This window comes from Agrobacterium tumefaciens, from assembly GCF_005221385.1.
GTDB lineage: Bacteria > Pseudomonadota > Alphaproteobacteria > Rhizobiales > Rhizobiaceae > Agrobacterium > Agrobacterium tomkonis.
The window spans coordinates 1,809,349-1,824,447 of sequence record NZ_CP039903.1 but is presented as its reverse complement, the minus strand read 5'-3'; the positions used below and the strand labels follow the sequence as shown (position 1 = coordinate 1,824,447).

General features: G+C 59.3%; 17 protein-coding genes. 9 read left to right on the top strand and 8 right to left on the bottom strand.

The genetic code is table 11. The features are described 5' to 3' along the window. Nucleotide 1: 1 nt before the first annotated feature. Entirely contained in the window at nucleotides 2-2,011 is a 2,010-nt protein-coding gene (locus CFBP6623_RS09230; RefSeq protein WP_062654275.1) for an ATP-binding protein, read from the bottom strand. 381 nt (nucleotides 2,012-2,392) lie between these two features. Between CFBP6623_RS09230 and CFBP6623_RS09225 the strand changes: the two genes are divergently transcribed. The 4 genes from CFBP6623_RS09225 to CFBP6623_RS09210 all read left to right on the top strand — a co-directional run bounded on the left by CFBP6623_RS09225 (nucleotide 2,393) and on the right by CFBP6623_RS09210 (nucleotide 5,808). Beyond that, nucleotides 2,393-4,186, top strand: a complete 1,794-nt coding sequence (locus CFBP6623_RS09225; RefSeq protein WP_046798110.1) for an acetolactate synthase 3 large subunit — start codon at nucleotides 2,393-2,395, stop codon at nucleotides 4,184-4,186. Nucleotides 4,187-4,205: 19 nt separating this feature from the next. Further along, nucleotides 4,206-4,778 carry an acetolactate synthase small subunit gene (ilvN, locus tag CFBP6623_RS09220; protein WP_003507555.1) on the top strand — a complete coding sequence of 191 codons (573 nt, stop codon included), beginning with the start codon at nucleotides 4,206-4,208 and terminating at the stop codon, nucleotides 4,776-4,778. A 135-nt stretch (nucleotides 4,779-4,913) separates the two neighbouring features. Beyond that, nucleotides 4,914-5,282: an ArsR/SmtB family transcription factor gene (locus CFBP6623_RS09215; RefSeq protein ID WP_046798434.1), complete on the top strand. Its 369-nt coding sequence runs from the start codon at nucleotides 4,914-4,916 to the stop codon at nucleotides 5,280-5,282. Further along, nucleotides 5,275-5,808 carry an SRPBCC family protein gene (locus CFBP6623_RS09210; RefSeq protein WP_046798111.1) on the top strand — a complete coding sequence of 178 codons (534 nt, stop codon included), beginning with the start codon at nucleotides 5,275-5,277 and terminating at the stop codon, nucleotides 5,806-5,808. The genes CFBP6623_RS09215 and CFBP6623_RS09210 overlap by 8 nt, the downstream gene beginning before the upstream one ends. A 135-nt stretch (nucleotides 5,809-5,943) precedes the next feature. On the opposite strand, the gene CFBP6623_RS09205 is transcribed toward CFBP6623_RS09210, so the two are convergent. Then, the gene (locus tag CFBP6623_RS09205) at nucleotides 5,944-6,789 is read right to left on the bottom strand and encodes an aldo/keto reductase (RefSeq protein WP_046798112.1); all 846 of its coding nucleotides are present in this window, start codon (nucleotides 6,787-6,789) and stop codon (nucleotides 5,944-5,946) included. A 163-nt stretch (nucleotides 6,790-6,952) separates the two neighbouring features. Between CFBP6623_RS09205 and CFBP6623_RS09200 the strand changes: the two genes are divergently transcribed. Then, nucleotides 6,953-7,546, top strand: coding sequence for a LysE family translocator (locus CFBP6623_RS09200; RefSeq protein WP_046798113.1), 594 nt, complete (start codon nucleotides 6,953-6,955; stop codon nucleotides 7,544-7,546). 6 nt (nucleotides 7,547-7,552) lie between these two features. On the opposite strand, the gene CFBP6623_RS09195 is transcribed toward CFBP6623_RS09200, so the two are convergent. Genes CFBP6623_RS09195 through CFBP6623_RS09185 form a run of 3 tightly spaced genes read right to left on the bottom strand, consistent with a single transcriptional unit; the run spans nucleotide 7,553 to nucleotide 9,259 of the window. Next, on the bottom strand, nucleotides 7,553-8,341 hold the full coding sequence (locus CFBP6623_RS09195; protein WP_046798114.1) for an anti-sigma factor family protein: 789 nt from the start codon (nucleotides 8,339-8,341) through the stop codon (nucleotides 7,553-7,555). After that, complete coding sequence (locus tag CFBP6623_RS09190; protein ID WP_046798115.1) at nucleotides 8,338-8,895, bottom strand: RNA polymerase sigma factor; 558 nt, start codon at nucleotides 8,893-8,895, stop codon at nucleotides 8,338-8,340. Before CFBP6623_RS09190 ends, CFBP6623_RS09195 begins: the two co-directional genes overlap by 4 nt. Further along, on the bottom strand, nucleotides 8,879-9,259 hold the full coding sequence (locus tag CFBP6623_RS09185) for a COG4315 family predicted lipoprotein (RefSeq protein WP_080841959.1): 381 nt from the start codon (nucleotides 9,257-9,259) through the stop codon (nucleotides 8,879-8,881). Before CFBP6623_RS09185 ends, CFBP6623_RS09190 begins: the two co-directional genes overlap by 17 nt. A 142-nt stretch (nucleotides 9,260-9,401) precedes the next feature. Between CFBP6623_RS09185 and CFBP6623_RS09180 the strand changes: the two genes are divergently transcribed. Together CFBP6623_RS09180 and CFBP6623_RS09175 are read left to right on the top strand one after the other, a co-directional pair. After that, nucleotides 9,402-9,761 (top strand): ArsR/SmtB family transcription factor, encoded by a 360-nt coding sequence (locus tag CFBP6623_RS09180; protein WP_046798117.1) that lies wholly within the window; start codon nucleotides 9,402-9,404, stop codon nucleotides 9,759-9,761. Then, nucleotides 9,758-10,240 carry an SRPBCC family protein gene (locus CFBP6623_RS09175; protein WP_080841961.1) on the top strand — a complete coding sequence of 161 codons (483 nt, stop codon included), beginning with the start codon at nucleotides 9,758-9,760 and terminating at the stop codon, nucleotides 10,238-10,240. Before CFBP6623_RS09180 ends, CFBP6623_RS09175 begins: the two co-directional genes overlap by 4 nt. A gap of 6 nt (nucleotides 10,241-10,246) precedes the next feature. On the opposite strand, the gene CFBP6623_RS09170 is transcribed toward CFBP6623_RS09175, so the two are convergent. Both CFBP6623_RS09170 and CFBP6623_RS09165 read right to left on the bottom strand, forming a co-directional pair. After that, nucleotides 10,247-10,729, bottom strand: coding sequence for a DUF2269 family protein (locus CFBP6623_RS09170; protein ID WP_046798118.1), 483 nt, complete (start codon nucleotides 10,727-10,729; stop codon nucleotides 10,247-10,249). Further along, nucleotides 10,729-12,015, bottom strand: coding sequence for an SDR family oxidoreductase (locus tag CFBP6623_RS09165; protein ID WP_080841962.1), 1,287 nt, complete (start codon nucleotides 12,013-12,015; stop codon nucleotides 10,729-10,731). The genes CFBP6623_RS09170 and CFBP6623_RS09165 overlap by 1 nt, the downstream gene beginning before the upstream one ends. Before the next feature lie 124 nt (nucleotides 12,016-12,139). On the opposite strand from CFBP6623_RS09165, the gene CFBP6623_RS09160 reads away from it, so the two are divergent. After that, complete coding sequence (locus tag CFBP6623_RS09160) at nucleotides 12,140-13,267, top strand: ATP-dependent DNA helicase (RefSeq protein WP_046798120.1); 1,128 nt, start codon at nucleotides 12,140-12,142, stop codon at nucleotides 13,265-13,267. 78 nt (nucleotides 13,268-13,345) lie between these two features. Here the strand turns inward: CFBP6623_RS09160 and CFBP6623_RS09155 are convergent, their stop codons facing one another. Continuing rightward, a complete protein-coding gene (locus tag CFBP6623_RS09155) occupies nucleotides 13,346-14,041 on the bottom strand; it encodes a MerR family transcriptional regulator (protein ID WP_046798121.1) in 696 nt (231 codons plus the stop codon). A gap of 233 nt (nucleotides 14,042-14,274) precedes the next feature. On the opposite strand from CFBP6623_RS09155, the gene CFBP6623_RS09150 reads away from it, so the two are divergent. Next, complete coding sequence (locus tag CFBP6623_RS09150; protein ID WP_046798122.1) at nucleotides 14,275-15,030, top strand: pyridoxine 5'-phosphate synthase; 756 nt, start codon at nucleotides 14,275-14,277, stop codon at nucleotides 15,028-15,030. Nucleotides 15,031-15,099: the final 69 nt, after the last annotated feature.

The following is a 15,099-nucleotide window of genomic DNA, read 5'->3' as shown; positions in this document are numbered from 1 at the left end:
GTCAATCCTTGCGATAAAGACTGCCGAGTGGCTTTTTCAGGAGGCTCTCGCGCAGCGACGGGCGCGTATCGGCCGGCGGGGGACCACTTTGCGTCTGCATCTGGAAACCGGCTCGGCGCAAGTCGTTGACGGCACCAGAGGCGCTGTCCATCCTCTCCGGGTTTTGTGGCGGTGGCGATGTGCGTCCGGGCAACATGTCCGGGCGGTAAGGCTCATAGCTCTCCGTTGCGGGTGTTCCCAATTCTCGCTTCCAGCGATCGATGTCGTCTGCTTCTCCGGGCGCCACCGGCGATTCCGGCAGATCGGAAAAGGCCGCTTCGACGCTTTGCTGGAAGCCGGTGATGACTGGCCTCGCTGTGGCCCGCATGCGGGTGACGATGCTGTTGAGGTCGACGGTGTCCGGTGTTTCGTGGGGGGCGTGGCTGACCGTGCCGCTTGCCTTCGGCAATTTGATTGCCGGCACACGGTCGAAACGCATGCGCATCGGCACACCCACCGCCTCGCCGAAGGCGATGGCTTCACCATTGCCGATGGAAGAAAGAAAGCTGGTGGTGGAGGCCGAGGCGTTGGGTACGGCCGACAGAATGATCTTCTGGTCAATCTCGTTTGACAGCCGCATGGCGAAAACGGTCGAGCATTGCGACAGGATGGTCTGATCCAGCTCGCTTGGCCGCTGGCTGATGACGCCGAGCGAAATGCCGTATTTGCGGCCTTCCTTGGCGATCTGGGCGATGGACTGTCGGGTCGGGAAAAAGCCGCGCTCGGGGTCAGCCGGAACATAACGGTGGGCTTCTTCACAAACCACAAGCATATGCAGCGACCCGCGCGCCAGCACCGCCAGCTCGAACGACATGCGGCAGAGAACGGAGACCACCGAGTTCACCACCTCGGAGGGAATGCCCGAGAGCTGGAACACTGAAATCGGCTTGCCTTCCCCGGGAATACGGAAAATATGCGCCACCGTCTCCAGGATGGTGTCGCTGATCGTATTGCTGGAGAACATGAAGTTGTAGCGCGGATCGTTGATGGCCGAGAGGATGCGGCCTTTCAGGGAGCGGAGCGCCGGCTTTTCGCCGCGCCCTTCCAGCCGTCCGATACGCTCATCGATAGAAGCCAGAAGATCGGCCATGCGATAGGGCACCGGCGAATCCGGTGTGATCGCGCTCTTGTCGGAGGTGCGGCGGACGGCGGAACCATCCGTACCGCGAAATGCCTTTTTTGCCTCGGGTATGACGTCACGCAGAACGTCCATCTCTTCCGGCACAGGCTTGCGGCCACGGAAAACCACTTCCGCGAATTCCTCAAGGCGCATCAGCCAGAAGGGAAGGTCGAGCGTATCGGTATCGATGACAACCGAATGATCGGGAAAAGCGGCTGCAAATTCGTTGTGCGGATCGAGAATGAGGACGCGCAGTTTCGGGTCCGTCGCGATCGCCTTGTTCAAGAGCAGTGAAACCGCAGTCGTCTTGCCGACCCCGGTAGAACCGACGACGGCGAAATGCTTCGAAAGCATCTGCGGAATATTGATGGCCGCGCCGATCGTATCATCCTGCGTCAGTTTGCCGATGATGCAGCTGTCACGCTTGCTGCTATCGTAGATCTTGGCAAGGTCGCCGGTGCGGATGCGATGGGCCACGGCGCCGAGATAGGGATAACGGGAAATGCCGCTGGAAAACCGTTCGCTGCCGTCGTCGGTGCGATAAACCTCTCCCATCAGTTCCACGTCGATCAGCAACCTGTTCGACCTGTCCGAGGACCATTGTCTTTCATCGGTGCGCATGGCGAAGACCAGTGCCGCGACACGGCTCGTTCCCATTTCGATGGAGATCAGGCGTCCGACGGACCAGAGTTGCGCAACATCAGTGGAGCCCGGCTCCGTTTCCGCGGCGATGGTGGCATGGGCGCCGTCGCAGGCGATGACGCGGCCAAGCGTGCGGTCTGCCGGTTGCAGAGCGGATCGCCGTTCGGTTTCGTCCACGCCGGACGCTCTATGAAACTCGTTATTATTCACATCTTATCCCGGGACATGCGGATGATCGCGGTGGTTCGGGCAGTACCTGCGCCCTCGATAATAAAAGATTATATTTAACAACAGGTGTATCAATTGCGTTCGAAAATTTCGTCGATTGGCGCTTTTACGTAATAAAAGAAGCGGTCGCCGATTTTTTCCGCAATATGCGTTGACGGCTGGGGCTTTTGTGGCTAACACTCCGGCCCATGAAAAATCTTAACGTACTTATCGTGGTGGGACGGCGCATGGGCAGGATGGTGTAACCATCCGGCGAAAGCACCCATGCGCTGAACGAGGCTCCTTAAGGGGCCTTTTTTTATGTCTTCAAACAGGCCCTCGGGCTCCTCGATATCCAAAGCCAAAGCGGGATGGAAACAGGCAATGACGGATAAGGACAATACGGAAAACAGCAATCGCATGACAGGTGCGGAGATTGTTCTCAAGGCGCTGAAGGACAATGGCGTCGAGCACATCTTCGGTTATCCCGGCGGCGCCGTTCTTCCGATTTATGACGAGATTTTCCAGCAGGAAGACATTCAGCACATTCTCGTGCGCCATGAGCAGGGCGCCGGCCACGCTGCCGAAGGTTATGCCCGCTCTACCGGCAAGGTCGGCGTCATGCTCGTCACGTCCGGTCCCGGCGCCACCAATGCGGTGACGCCGCTGCAGGATGCGCTGATGGATTCCATTCCGCTCGTCTGCCTGTCCGGCCAGGTTCCGACATCGCTGATCGGCTCGGATGCATTTCAGGAATGCGACACCGTCGGCATCACGCGCCCCTGCACCAAGCACAATTGGCTGGTCAAGGACGTTAACGAGCTGGCGGGCATCATCCATGAAGCCTTCCGCATCGCGCAGACGGGTCGTCCCGGTCCCGTTGTTGTCGATATTCCGAAGGATATCCAGTTCGCCACCGGCACCTACACGCCGCCTTCCGCTGCGGTTCAGCAAAAAAGCTACAAGCCGAAGGTCCAGGGTGACCTCAATGCCATTAACGCTGCCATCGAACTGATGTCCAAGGCGAAAAAGCCGGTTTTCTACACCGGCGGCGGCGTCATCAACTCCGGCCCGGAAGCGACCCGGCTGCTGCGCGAACTGGTCGAGCTGACCGGTTTCCCGATCACCTCGACCCTGATGGGTCTCGGCGCTTATCCGGCTTCCGGCAAGAACTGGCTCGGCATGCTGGGCATGCACGGTTCTTACGAAGCCAACATGACGATGCATGATTGCGACGTCATGGTCTGCGTCGGCGCGCGTTTTGACGACCGGATTACCGGACGCATCAACGCGTTTTCGCCGAATTCGAAAAAAATCCATATCGACATCGATCCGTCCTCGATCAACAAGACCGTGCGCGTCGATGTGCCTGTTATCGGTGATGTCGGCCATGTTCTGGAAGATATGGTTCGCCTGTGGCGCGCTTTGCCGAAGAAGCCGGAGAAAGCCCAGACGGCGGACTGGTGGTCGCAGATCGAGCGCTGGCGTGCGCGCAATTCCTTCGCCTATAAGAACTCCAAAGATGTCATCATGCCGCAATATGCCTTGCAGCGGCTTTATGAGGCATCGAAGGGACGCGACACTTACATCACCACCGAAGTCGGCCAGCACCAGATGTGGGCGGCGCAGTTCTTCGGCTTCGAGGAGCCCAATCACTGGATGACCTCGGGCGGTCTCGGCACCATGGGTTACGGCCTGCCGGCGGCCATCGGCGTGCAGGTCGCGCATCCGGAAGCGCTGGTCATCGATATCGCCGGTGACGCCTCGATCCAGATGTGTATCCAAGAAATGTCCTGCGCCATCCAGTACGGTCTGCCGGTGAAGATTTTCATCCTCAACAACCAGTATATGGGCATGGTGCGGCAGTGGCAGCAATTGCTGCACGGCAATCGTCTGTCGAACTCCTATACCGAAGCCATGCCTGATTTCGTCAAGTTGGCGGAAGCCTATGGCGCGGTCGGTATGTATTGCGACGACCCGAAGGAGCTGGACGACAAGATCGCCGAGATGATCGCGGTCAACAAGCCTGTCATCTTCGATTGCCGCGTCGCCAATCTTGCCAATTGCTTCCCGATGATCCCGTCTGGTAAAGCCCATAACGAGATGTTGTTGCCGGATGAGGCGACGGATGAAGCGGTTGCCAACGCCATTGATGCCAAGGGCCGTCAGCTAGTCTGAGCCGGGAGAGGAAAAGGACATGAACGCACACCTACAACCCACCGGCTCCGCCTATTTCATCCAGAAGGAAACGGCTGCCGTCGAAAATCATACGCTGTCGGTTCTCGTCAGCAACGAGCCGGGCGTCCTTGCCCGGGTCATTGGCCTGTTTTCTGGCCGGGGCTACAACATCGAAAGCCTGACGGTTTCGGAAACGGAGCATGAAGCGCATCTGTCGCGCATCACCATCGTGACGCGCGGCACCCCCATCGTGCTGGAGCAGATCAAGGCGCAGCTGGAACGCATCGTGCCGGTTCATCGGGTTCTCGACCTCACCGTCCGCGCCCGCGAACTGGGGCAGGAGAGGCCGATCGAGCGCGAAGTGGCGCTTATCAAGGTCGCCGGCACGGGTGAAGTGCGCGCAGAAGCACTGCGCCTTGCCGATGCGTTTCAGGCCAAGGTGGTGGATGCGACTGTCGAGCATTTCATCTTCGAAATCACCGGCAAGTCGTCTAAGATCGACCAGTTCGTCGCCATCATCAAGCCGCTCGGCCTGATCGAGATCTGCCGCACGGGTATTGCCGCGATGAACCGTGGTTCGCAGGGGATGTAATCTCTGCATTCACAATATGTATTCTGACCATCGAAGCCCGCGGTTCGCCGCGGGTTTTTTTATGGGTTTTCGCGCAGGGAATCTATATTCAACCATATGGTTGACATTTCGGATTGGCGCGCTATATTCAACAACATGGTTGAATTATCTGTTCCACAACTCGACACTGTCTTTCATGCTCTTGGCGACGCGACGCGGCGCACGATGCTGCGGGATCTTTCTTTTGGCGAACGAACGGTAAGCCAGTTGGCCGAGCCATTCGATATTTCGCTTGCCGCAGCCTCCAAGCACATCAAGGCACTGGAGAATGCCGGGCTTATCCGCCGTGAGGTGAAAGGGCGTACCCACGTGTGCCGTCTTGCGCCGGAGCCTCTGGCGCAGGCGCATGAATGGCTGGGCTTCTACCGGCAGTTCTGGAACAGCCGTCTCGATATTCTTGAGCAGATGCTCCGGGAGGATGATCAGGGGAAAACCCCTGCAAATGGAGGAAATGACAATGGCTGATATCGCAGTACCTGACACCTATGGCCGGCTCGTGGAGCCTGCGACCCTGAAGATCGAACGGCTGTTGCCGGGACCGATTGAGCGGGTGTGGGCCTATCTGACACAAAGCGATCTTCGCCGCCGCTGGCTGGCATCAGGCGAAATGCGGCTGGCGCCCGATGCACCCTTCGAACTGGTCTGGCGCAATGACGAGCTTTCCAATCCACCCGGCCGCCGTCCGGAAGGCTTTTCCGAAGAGGAAAAGATGGCGTCCCGCATCATCACTGTTGTTGTGCCGCATCGCCTCGTCTTCAGTTGGGGTGAGGGTGCAGAAGTGTCGATCGAACTCCAGTCCCTCGGCAGGGAGGTGCTTCTGACGCTCATTCATAGCCGGCTTTCGGATCGGAAGAGCAAGCTCGATGTCAGCTCCGGCTGGCACGCACATCTCGATATTCTCGCTGACCGCCTTCAGGAAAAGGAACCTGGACCCTTCTGGGATGCATGGCTGAAACTGAGAAAAGAGTATGAGCAGCGCATAGGCTCATAAACTACATCAGGCCTGAACGGCGCGGCTGGTCCGCGCCGTTAAAGGGGGAGCTGTAGCGCGGTGGCCCCGGTTCTCACGTTCTGATTCAACCGCCTCAGCGCCCGATTCCGAAAAGTCTCTTAACCCATTGCTGCGTCAAAGCATTTCCAGTGCCGTCTTGCGCGTTGGCGGCGGGAAGGCGGCGTCGAGGGCGGTCCAGTCTTCGTCACTTATTTCAAGATCGGTCGCGCCGCGATTTTCTTCCACACGGGAGGCGCTGGCGGATTTCGGGATGGCGATGACGCCGTCTCTTTCCAGCAGGAAGGCCAGCGCCAGTTGCGCCGGCGTCGCCTGATAGGCCTTGGCGATGCGGATGAGTTCGTGGTTTTTCAGGATGCGGCCCTGCTCTATGGGGGAATAGGCCATCAGCGGTACACCGCGCTCCTGGCACCATGGCAACAGCGAAAACTCGGGGCCGCGCCGCGACAGGTTGTAAAGGACCTGATTGGCGGCGCAGTTTTTGCCATCGGGCACGGCGAAAAGCTCTTCCATGTCGTCGGTATCGAAATTGGAGACGCCCCAGTCATCTATCTTGCCGTCGCTCTTCAGTCTTTCGAAAGCCGCCACGGTTTCGCTCAGCGGGTGCTCGCCGCGCCAGTGCAGCAGATAGAGATTGATATGATCGGTGCCGAGCCTTGCAAGGCTGCGCTCGCAGGCCTCCGCCGTGCCTTTAGCGCTGGCGTTCCACGGGTATACCTTGCTGACCAGAAACACGTCGTCACGGCGGCCGGCAATTGCCGTGCCGACCACCTCTTCGGATCGGCCATCGGCATACATTTCGGCAGTATCGACCAGCGTCATGCCGAGATCGATCGCCTTGCGGATGCTCTCGACCTCCTGAGGCGCGGACGATCTGTTTTCTCCCATGTTCCAGGTGCCAAGGCCAAGGGCTGGAACCTCTTTTCCGGATGGCAGGGTAACGGAAGGAATGTCGTCATACATTGTTTCGCTCCAGCGGTTGTCGGGGGAGAATAACCCCTTGTGCCGACTTCTCAAACCCGGCACGGGAGGGATCGATCCATCAAAAAAATTGACCCCGGCCATCGGTCTGCCGGGCTGGTTTGATAGTGGTCGGGTGGCTAGGGTCTCTTTCACAGGAGAGATCATGACTGTTGAAACCTTCGCTGCACTGGTGCTGTTTGCCTTCACCACCTCCATCACGCCCGGCCCGAACAATATGATGTTGTTTACGTCAGGCGTGAATTTCGGGTTCCGCCGCACCATCCCGCATATGCTGGGTATCGGCGTGGGGTTCCTGTCGCTTTTGATCGGGGTCGGTTTCGGCCTTGGTGCGGTGCTGCATTCGGTGCCGTTGCTCTACACCGGGCTGAAATTCGCCGGCGGGCTTTATCTCGTCTGGATCGCGTGGAAGATCGGCACTTCCCGCAGCCTGAATGAAGGGGCCGCCGCATCGCAGCCGATGGGCTTCCTTGCCGCCGCAGCCTTTCAGTGGGTCAATCCGAAGGCCTGGGTGATGGCGGTGACGGCGATGGCGACCTATACCAACGAGGCGCAATATTTCGTCACCGTTCTGGTGGTTGGCGTGGCCTTCGCCGCCGTCAATCTTCCCAGCGTGTCCACCTGGGCGGGTTTCGGCTCCGCGCTGCGCGACTGGCTGTCCGTGCCGATCCGGCTCAAATGGTTCAACATCACCATGGCCGTGCTGCTCGTCATCAGCCTCTGGCCGATGCTGAAATAACAGTCTTTACGTCGGGAATTGCCGATAACATTCCTCGGCGATCGCCTGCACCTCGTCGCGTGTGAGTTCGGCCGACACGGCGTAACCCAGTTCGTTGTCGATCCAGTAGAAAGTCTCGATGCCGTCGGCGCTGGCCATGCGGAAACTGGTTGTGCGGTTTTCCTCGTTGTGGCCGATCAGTACCGTGACCCGGCGGCCGGTCTTGTCCTGATACATCAGCATCGCGCCCGGCTTGCCGCTGACGGGAATGAGGCGCCCGCCGACGAGGTCGTATCCGATCTTGGAAAGATCAGGGATCGCAAAGGGATAGCCGAGCCGCTTACCGAGCCATGTCGCGAGATGCTGCTGCTCTCCCGCGCCAACCTCGACGGGGTGGCGCACTTCGCTCGCATAGATGAGATAGGCGGATTTTGCCTGTGCCGGAATATCCGTCGTCAGCGACGCCAGCGTCACATCCTGCGGTGTGGAGACTGATGGCGGCAGAAGCCTGCCGGCCGCGGCGCCCGCCGCGAAGATCATGAGGGCTGCTGCCGTTTTGAGGAGCGCCGGTCTCAGTCGCCAGGCGCGGTCCGGTTTCGGTGGGCTGAGCATCGATGCGTCGTGCGGATGGGCGGCGGCATAGGAAGCGAAGGCATTGCGAAGAATGTCGGCCTGCTGTTTCCAATCCTGCACGCGGGCCTGCTCTTCAGGTCTTTCTGCGAGCCACGCCTCGACAGCCGCGCGGTCGTCGTCGGAAAGAAGCCCGTCGACATAGGCGTGCAGGTCGTCTTCGGTTATGGCATCGGGCCGTTTCATCGTGGTCTCCGCAGGGGAATGATATTGTCCGCCGCCAGCTGCTGGCGAAGGGTTTCGCGGGCGCGGGACAGTCTGGACATGACGGTGCCGAGCGGGATCGATAGCGTTTCGGCCGCCTCCTGATAGCTGTAGCCTTCCACCGTCACCAGCATCAAAACCGCCCGCATGTCGGGTGAAAGAAGGGCGAGCGCGCCGTGCAGCCGATCGTTCTCCAGCGTATCGGACAGCTGATCGGTGACGGCGATGGTCTCATGGCCGTCAAGGCTCTCGGACGGATGGCGTTTCTCGGCGCGGTGGCGGTTGCGATAAAGATTCGTCATTATCGTGTAAGCCCATGATTTCAAACCCGTTCCGCGCCATTGCCTTTTATTGATAAGCGCTTTTTCCACGCAGTCCTGCAAAAGGTCTTCGCCATCTGCATCCGAGCGGGAAAGGCTGCGGGAATAACGGCGCAGCATGGGTATCAGCGCCAGAACCTCCGCTTCGAAGGTGCCGGCTGCGGGGGAGACGCTCCCCCGCGTTTTGCCATTCATGCCATCAGGGTTTTGCGGCATCCCATACACCGTTCATACCGTCACCGGTGGCGTCGCCTTTTTTCATGTCCTTGGCCCAGTAATAGAGCGGCATGCCGTCCTTGGCCCATTGCATCTTGCCGTCCTTGCGCGTCACGGTCGTATAGGCCCCCTCGGCCTTGTCGCCCATGGCTGCGAAAAACGGCGGCCAGTTCACCGCGCATTTGTCATAACAATTGGATACGCCCTTCTTGTCGTTCTTGAAAGTGTAGAGCGTCATGCCTTTTTCGCCGGCAAGTACATTGCCTTTGTCGGTCTTGACCGTTTCGACCGCCGGGGCCGCATAGGCCGTTCCGGCAAAAGCCAGAATGAGGGCGGGAACGATAAAGCGGATCTTCATGGACATATCCTCCTTGGTTCGGGCGGGCTTTGCCGCCAACAGATCAAGAGACACCGCAGCCGGCGGGTTTATTCCCTGTCGCGACACGATTTTTGCGATTTTAAAACTTATCCATTGAGCTAAGTATTTTATCGTGATAGTTAGCCTTATGGAAAACTATTCAGACGCGCTCGACGATATCTTCCAGTCTCTTGCCGATCCGACCCGCAGGGCGGTGATCCTGAGGCTGGGCGGTGGGGAGGCGAGCATCGGAACGCTGGCCGAACCTTTCGACATGGCTTTGCCGTCGTTCATGAAACACATTCGCCAGCTGGAAGAGGCCGGGCTGATCGTGACCCGCAAGCAGGGCCGAGTGCGGTTCTGCGCGTTGGAGAAACAGCGGTTTTCCATGCTTGATGGCTGGCTGTCGCAACAGCGCGCCATCTGGGAAGGCCGCACGGACCGGCTCGAACAATTCGTCATGGCGCAACAGGATAGAGCGTCAAGCAAAGGGGAGAATGACCAATGACCGAGACTTTCAATCCCGATCTCGACCTGAAGATTTCACGCATCATAAGGGCGCCGCGCCGGCTTGTCTGGAATGCGTGGGTGGACAAGACCAGCCTTGAACAATGGTGGGTGCCGCATCCCGGCCAGTGCCGGGTGGAAAAAATGGAGCTTTATCCCGGCGGCGCGTTCGAGACGCGCTACAGCGAGGATGGCACGATATTCGGCGACCATATCAGCGGCTGTTTTCTGGCGGTGGATGATGGGGAGCGTCTGGTTTTCACTGATGCCCTGACGGCGGGCTTTCGCCCCTCCGCCCAACCGTTTCTCACTGCCGTCATGCAATTCCGCGATCATCCCGAGGGCATGGAATATGTGGCCTATGCCATGCACAGAAACCCCGGGGATCGCGATAAGCACGCGGAGATGGGGTTCTTCGATGGCTGGAACACGGTTGCGGAGCAGCTGGCGCAGCTTGTCGAAAAGCAGGCGGCCCATTGAACGGTATCAGCCGAATAGAGGAATATCCGGCTTGTTGAGCATCAGCCAGATAATGCCGAGGACCGCGAAGAAAGCGGGGAAACCGCAGACGAACCAGATGCGGTAAAGACGGAACCATTGCGCCGGCAGGGCGTGTCCCGTAGCGGCGCAGTCTCGGGCGATATTGCGCAGCTGAATCTGTATCCACACCACCGGCAGCCAGAAAATGCCGGTGAAGACATAAAGACCAAGCGAAAGGGCGATCCAGCCTTCGGTCAGCGGCCAGCCGATGATGCGCGCCAGAAAATAGCCGGTAACCGGCTGGATGATCGCCGCCGTGGCGGTGAAGATCGTATCGGCGATAACGACGGTGCCCGCCACATGGGCGATCAGCGCCGGGTTTGCCGTTCGCCGCGCCATCACCATGAAAAATGCGATGCCTGCGCCGGTGCCGAACAGCACCGTTGCGCCGATGACGTGGGCGAGCCGCAGCAGTTCCTCAAGCGTCATCAGCGTTCATCCAGCGTGGCGAGGGCAACAAGCGTCAGGGCGATGGAAGGCAGGACCTTGACGAAGGGGCCCAGCGGATCGATCCACAGGCCCGGTTCCAGCAGGCTGCCACCGGCGAGGTAAGCCGCGCTGACCAGCAGCATGCCGATGAGCACCTTTCTGGCGAGCGGGCGAAACAGGACGGTAACGCCGAGGGCGATATCGATGAGGCAGGTGGCGAGTGTGAGGGTCACGGCCAGTGACTGCGGCATGAAAGGCAGAAAATGCGCTGCTGCTCCATTGATGTTCAGCAGCGGCACGAGGCCGGACAGCAGCCAGAATAAAGACAGGCAGAGGATGACCAGCGGTTTGAGCAAATATGATCTGGCAAACCATAGGTCCTGCACGCCGGAGGGGTGGGCGGCCAGCGTCTGCGTCAGGGTCTTGAGCGACAACGTCCTCGGTCGCGCCTCACCCTCCGTCACGATGCCTTCCGACATGACCGTCATGGCGGTCGAACGCAGCGGCGAGCGCCAGCCGAGCGCGCCCGCGGCATCCGCCACAAGGCTGACGGGACGCATGAAGGCCGCGGGAAGGTTTATGACAGGGGCAGGGGACAGGCCGAGCCACTGCCGGTGGGTGACGACCACGTCCCGCAATGTCAGTGCTTCCCCGGCAGCAAGTTCGAGATCGCTGCCCGCCGGAATTTCACCATCGATCGCCGCGTTGACGGCTGCCGCCACATCCTCGACCGCGACCGTGCGAACCGGCATCGTGCCGCTCACGAGTGGCAGCATGAGCGGAAAGCTGGCAAGCGCGCGCACCAGTGCCGTGCCGCCATGGGCATTGCGCCCGACAACCAGGGCAGGGCGAAGAATGACGTAAGACAGGCCGCTTGCGGCCAGTGCCGCGTCCGCGTGGCGTTTGGTCGCGAGAAAGGGCAGGTCGGCTGCGGCTCCCGCCGTGCGGGCCGATATCTGGATGAGCAGCTTGCCGCCCGCCTGCGCCGCAGCCTCGTAAAGCGCCAGCATGGCTTTTTCCTGTGTCGCGGCAAGGTCGTCCGAAAGACCGTCCTGAAGCGCGCCGGCGCAATTGACGATGGCGTCATGATCCCTGACCAGCGCATCCCAATTTCCTGGGTGCGTCATGCGGGCGAGATCGGCGGCAATCCAGTTCGCGAAAGGCCACTTGTCTTTGGCGCGTCCCACGGAGCGTGCCAGCCCGGTGACGGCGCGACCTCTGCCGTGGAGGCTACGCACTACCTCCGAACCGATGAAACCTGTCGCGCCGAGAATCAATATCTTCATACGCGGTATGATAGCCGTCGTGGTTTAAAAACCAGCCGTGTTTTATTGCCGCATTCTGGCGGCGCGATTCATCTTTCGTTCTTTTTCTGTTGCGCATGAGGCTCGAATCCTGCGATGAGGGCGCATGTTATTTTCACCGCAACAGGACGAAGCGCTCAAGGCTGTTTCCCGCTGGCTGAAGGAAGGCCGGACGCCGGTTTTCCGGCTGTTCGGTTATGCCGGAACGGGCAAGACGACGCTTGCCAAACATTTCGCGGAAAATGTCGATGGCGAAGTGCTGTTTGCGGCCTTCACCGGCAAGGCGGCGCAGGTGTTGCGCTCGCGCGGGGCAACCAATGCCCGTACCATCCATTCGCTGATCTACCGCCCGCGCGGTGAAGAAACGGTGGAAGACGAGGAGACCGGCAAGACCTCGGTGGCGCCGATGTTTTCCATCAACCGCCAGAGCCCGCTTGCCAAGGCGGCGCTGATCATCATCGACGAATGTTCGATGGTTGATGAACAGCTTGGCAAGGATCTGATGAGCTTCGGCACGCCGATCCTCGTGCTTGGCGATCCAGGGCAGTTGCCGCCGGTATCGGGCGGCGGTTTCTTCACCGAGCAGGAGCCGGATTATCTTCTGTCGGAAATCCATCGGCAGGCCAAGGACAATCCCATCATCCATCTTGCCATGGATGTGCGCGAAGGCCGCGAGATCATGCGCGGCGATTATGGTTCCGCGCAGGTGATCTCGAAGTCAGAAGTGACGCAATCGCTGGTGCTGGAAGCCGATCAGGTGCTGGTCGGCACCAATCGCACGCGCCGCCGTTACAATCAGCGACTTCGCGAACTGAAGGGTTTTTCGGCCGATTATCCGCAATCGGGTGACAAGCTGGTATGCCTCAGGAACGATCCGGCCAAAGGCTTGCTGAACGGCTCGCTCTGGCAGGTGATGAGTTCGTCGCGCGAGACGGTGAAACCCGGCATCAATCTGATGATCCGGCCGGAAGACGACGATATGGATCGCGGTGCAGCCAAGATCAAACTGCTGAAGGCGGCGTTCGAGGATGTCGAGACCGAAATACCGTGGTCGACCCGCAAGCGTTACGACGAGTTCGATTTCGGTTATGCGCTGACCGTGCACAAGGCGCAGGGTTCGCAGTGGAACAATGTAGTTCTTTTCGACGAGAGCTATGCATTCCGGGATTCACGTGAGCGTTGGCTTTACACAGCCATTACCCGCGCGGCCGAGACGCTTACGATCGTTCGTTGAGATTGGGCATTGGCTCGATCTCCTTGTCTGCGCATTGTCCGGGCGGAAAATCGCTATGCACTTTTCCTCGACAGGCTTTTATGCGCGGATAACACCCAGCAGGACTGCCTTGGCGACCGCCTGAAAGCGGTTGCTGGCACTGAATTTGCCAATGATCTTCGCCTCAAGCGCATTGAGATCGCTGCCCGAAAGGCCAAGAGCCCGGGCGAGCCGCACCGGGGCATAACCTTCTGCCATCAGTTCCAGACATTTCCGTTCGGTATCGGTGAGGGCGATGTCCTTTGCCGGACCGCGTTCAGCACCGTCGAAGCCGTCCGCATCGCTATCGATGACGAGCAATTCCTCGATCTGCTGTGCCTGACGCTGAAGGGTTGAAAGCTCGGCCGTCAACTCTCTCTTCCGCTGTCTCAGCGCGACGTGGAATATGTCGTCTGCCTCTTCCTGCGACAGGGAGCGGACGAGTTTTTCCATGATCTCGGTAATGGCGGCAACCGAAATGCCGACTTCGCGGCAGACATTGATGACGGCCATGCGCTGGACGTTGCGGTGGGTGTAGACCCGCATCTGGCCGATGCGCTTCGAGGTGAGCAGCGCCTTTTCTTCGTAGAAATGAAGCGTTCGGTGGGTCACTCCGAAGATATTGGCCATATCGGCAATGGGTACCGGTTCGGCGGGCAGGGAAGAGGGCAGGCTTATCTCAGGTAAAAAGCTGCTGAGCCTTAGATTGGGTTTGTCCTCGTCGCCGTGTTCAAACGGCATACGGCCATCCTGCATTGTTTCCCCCTTTGCGCTCTTTGGCGGCGTGCCTGCTTTTAAAAGACCTCCGTTGCTTGTTCCCCCGCAACGGTCTGTCTTCTGATCAAGACATCATGCCAAATGCTACATAAGAACCGTAACGTGTATTGTGTGTTTTCGTTCCCGTGTTCCAAAAAATTTTATCGGCCTCCTTGCGGTCGGCGTCAACCTGCGTGAAACAGGATGCAGATTCCGAACCGGAGCCCGACGCCATGCCCGCAAAACTTTCCGTCAATCTCAATGCAATCGCCATGCTGCGGAACCGCCGCGATCTTCCGTGGCCGGATGTCGCGCATTTCGGGCAACTGGCACTCGCTGCGGGTGCAAGCGGCCTGACTGTACACCCTCGTCCCGATCAGCGCCATATCCGCTTTTCAGACCTGCCGGTGCTACGCGCTCTGATCGATGACAGCTTCCCCAAGGCTGAATTTAACATCGAAGGCTATCCGAGCGAAGATTTTCTCGTTCTTTGCGAAAAGACGCAGCCGGAGCAGGTAACGCTTGTGCCTGACGATCCCTCGCAGGCGACATCAGACCATGGCTGGGATTTCCGGAAGCACGGCGTTTTCCTGAAGGAAGTGGTTGAACGCCTGAAGGCCGGTGGCATGCGGGTTTCGCTGTTCGCCGATGGTGACGGGGAACGCGAGCCGGTGGAACTGGCGGCTGCGACAGGTGCGGCGCGTATCGAACTTTACACCGGCCCCTATGGCGGCTGCTTTGACGATCCGCAAAAGGGCGACGCGCTTCTCGAAAAGCTCGGACAGACGGCGGATCATGCGAGAGCGCTCGGACTTGCCGTCAATGCCGGCCATGACCTCACCGTCGCAAACCTACCCAGTCTGATGAAACGCATTCCTTATCTGGCCGAGGTTTCCATCGGTCACGGGCTGACGGCGGATGCGCTGGAATATGGCATGGCTGAAACAGTCCGGCGTTTTTGTCAGGCCTGCGGTCAGCCTATTTCATAACCAAAGTCAATTTTTTCGCCTATGCTTTGCCTGCGCATGCTCCGTGCGCGAGCTTTTGAAGGCAGAGAC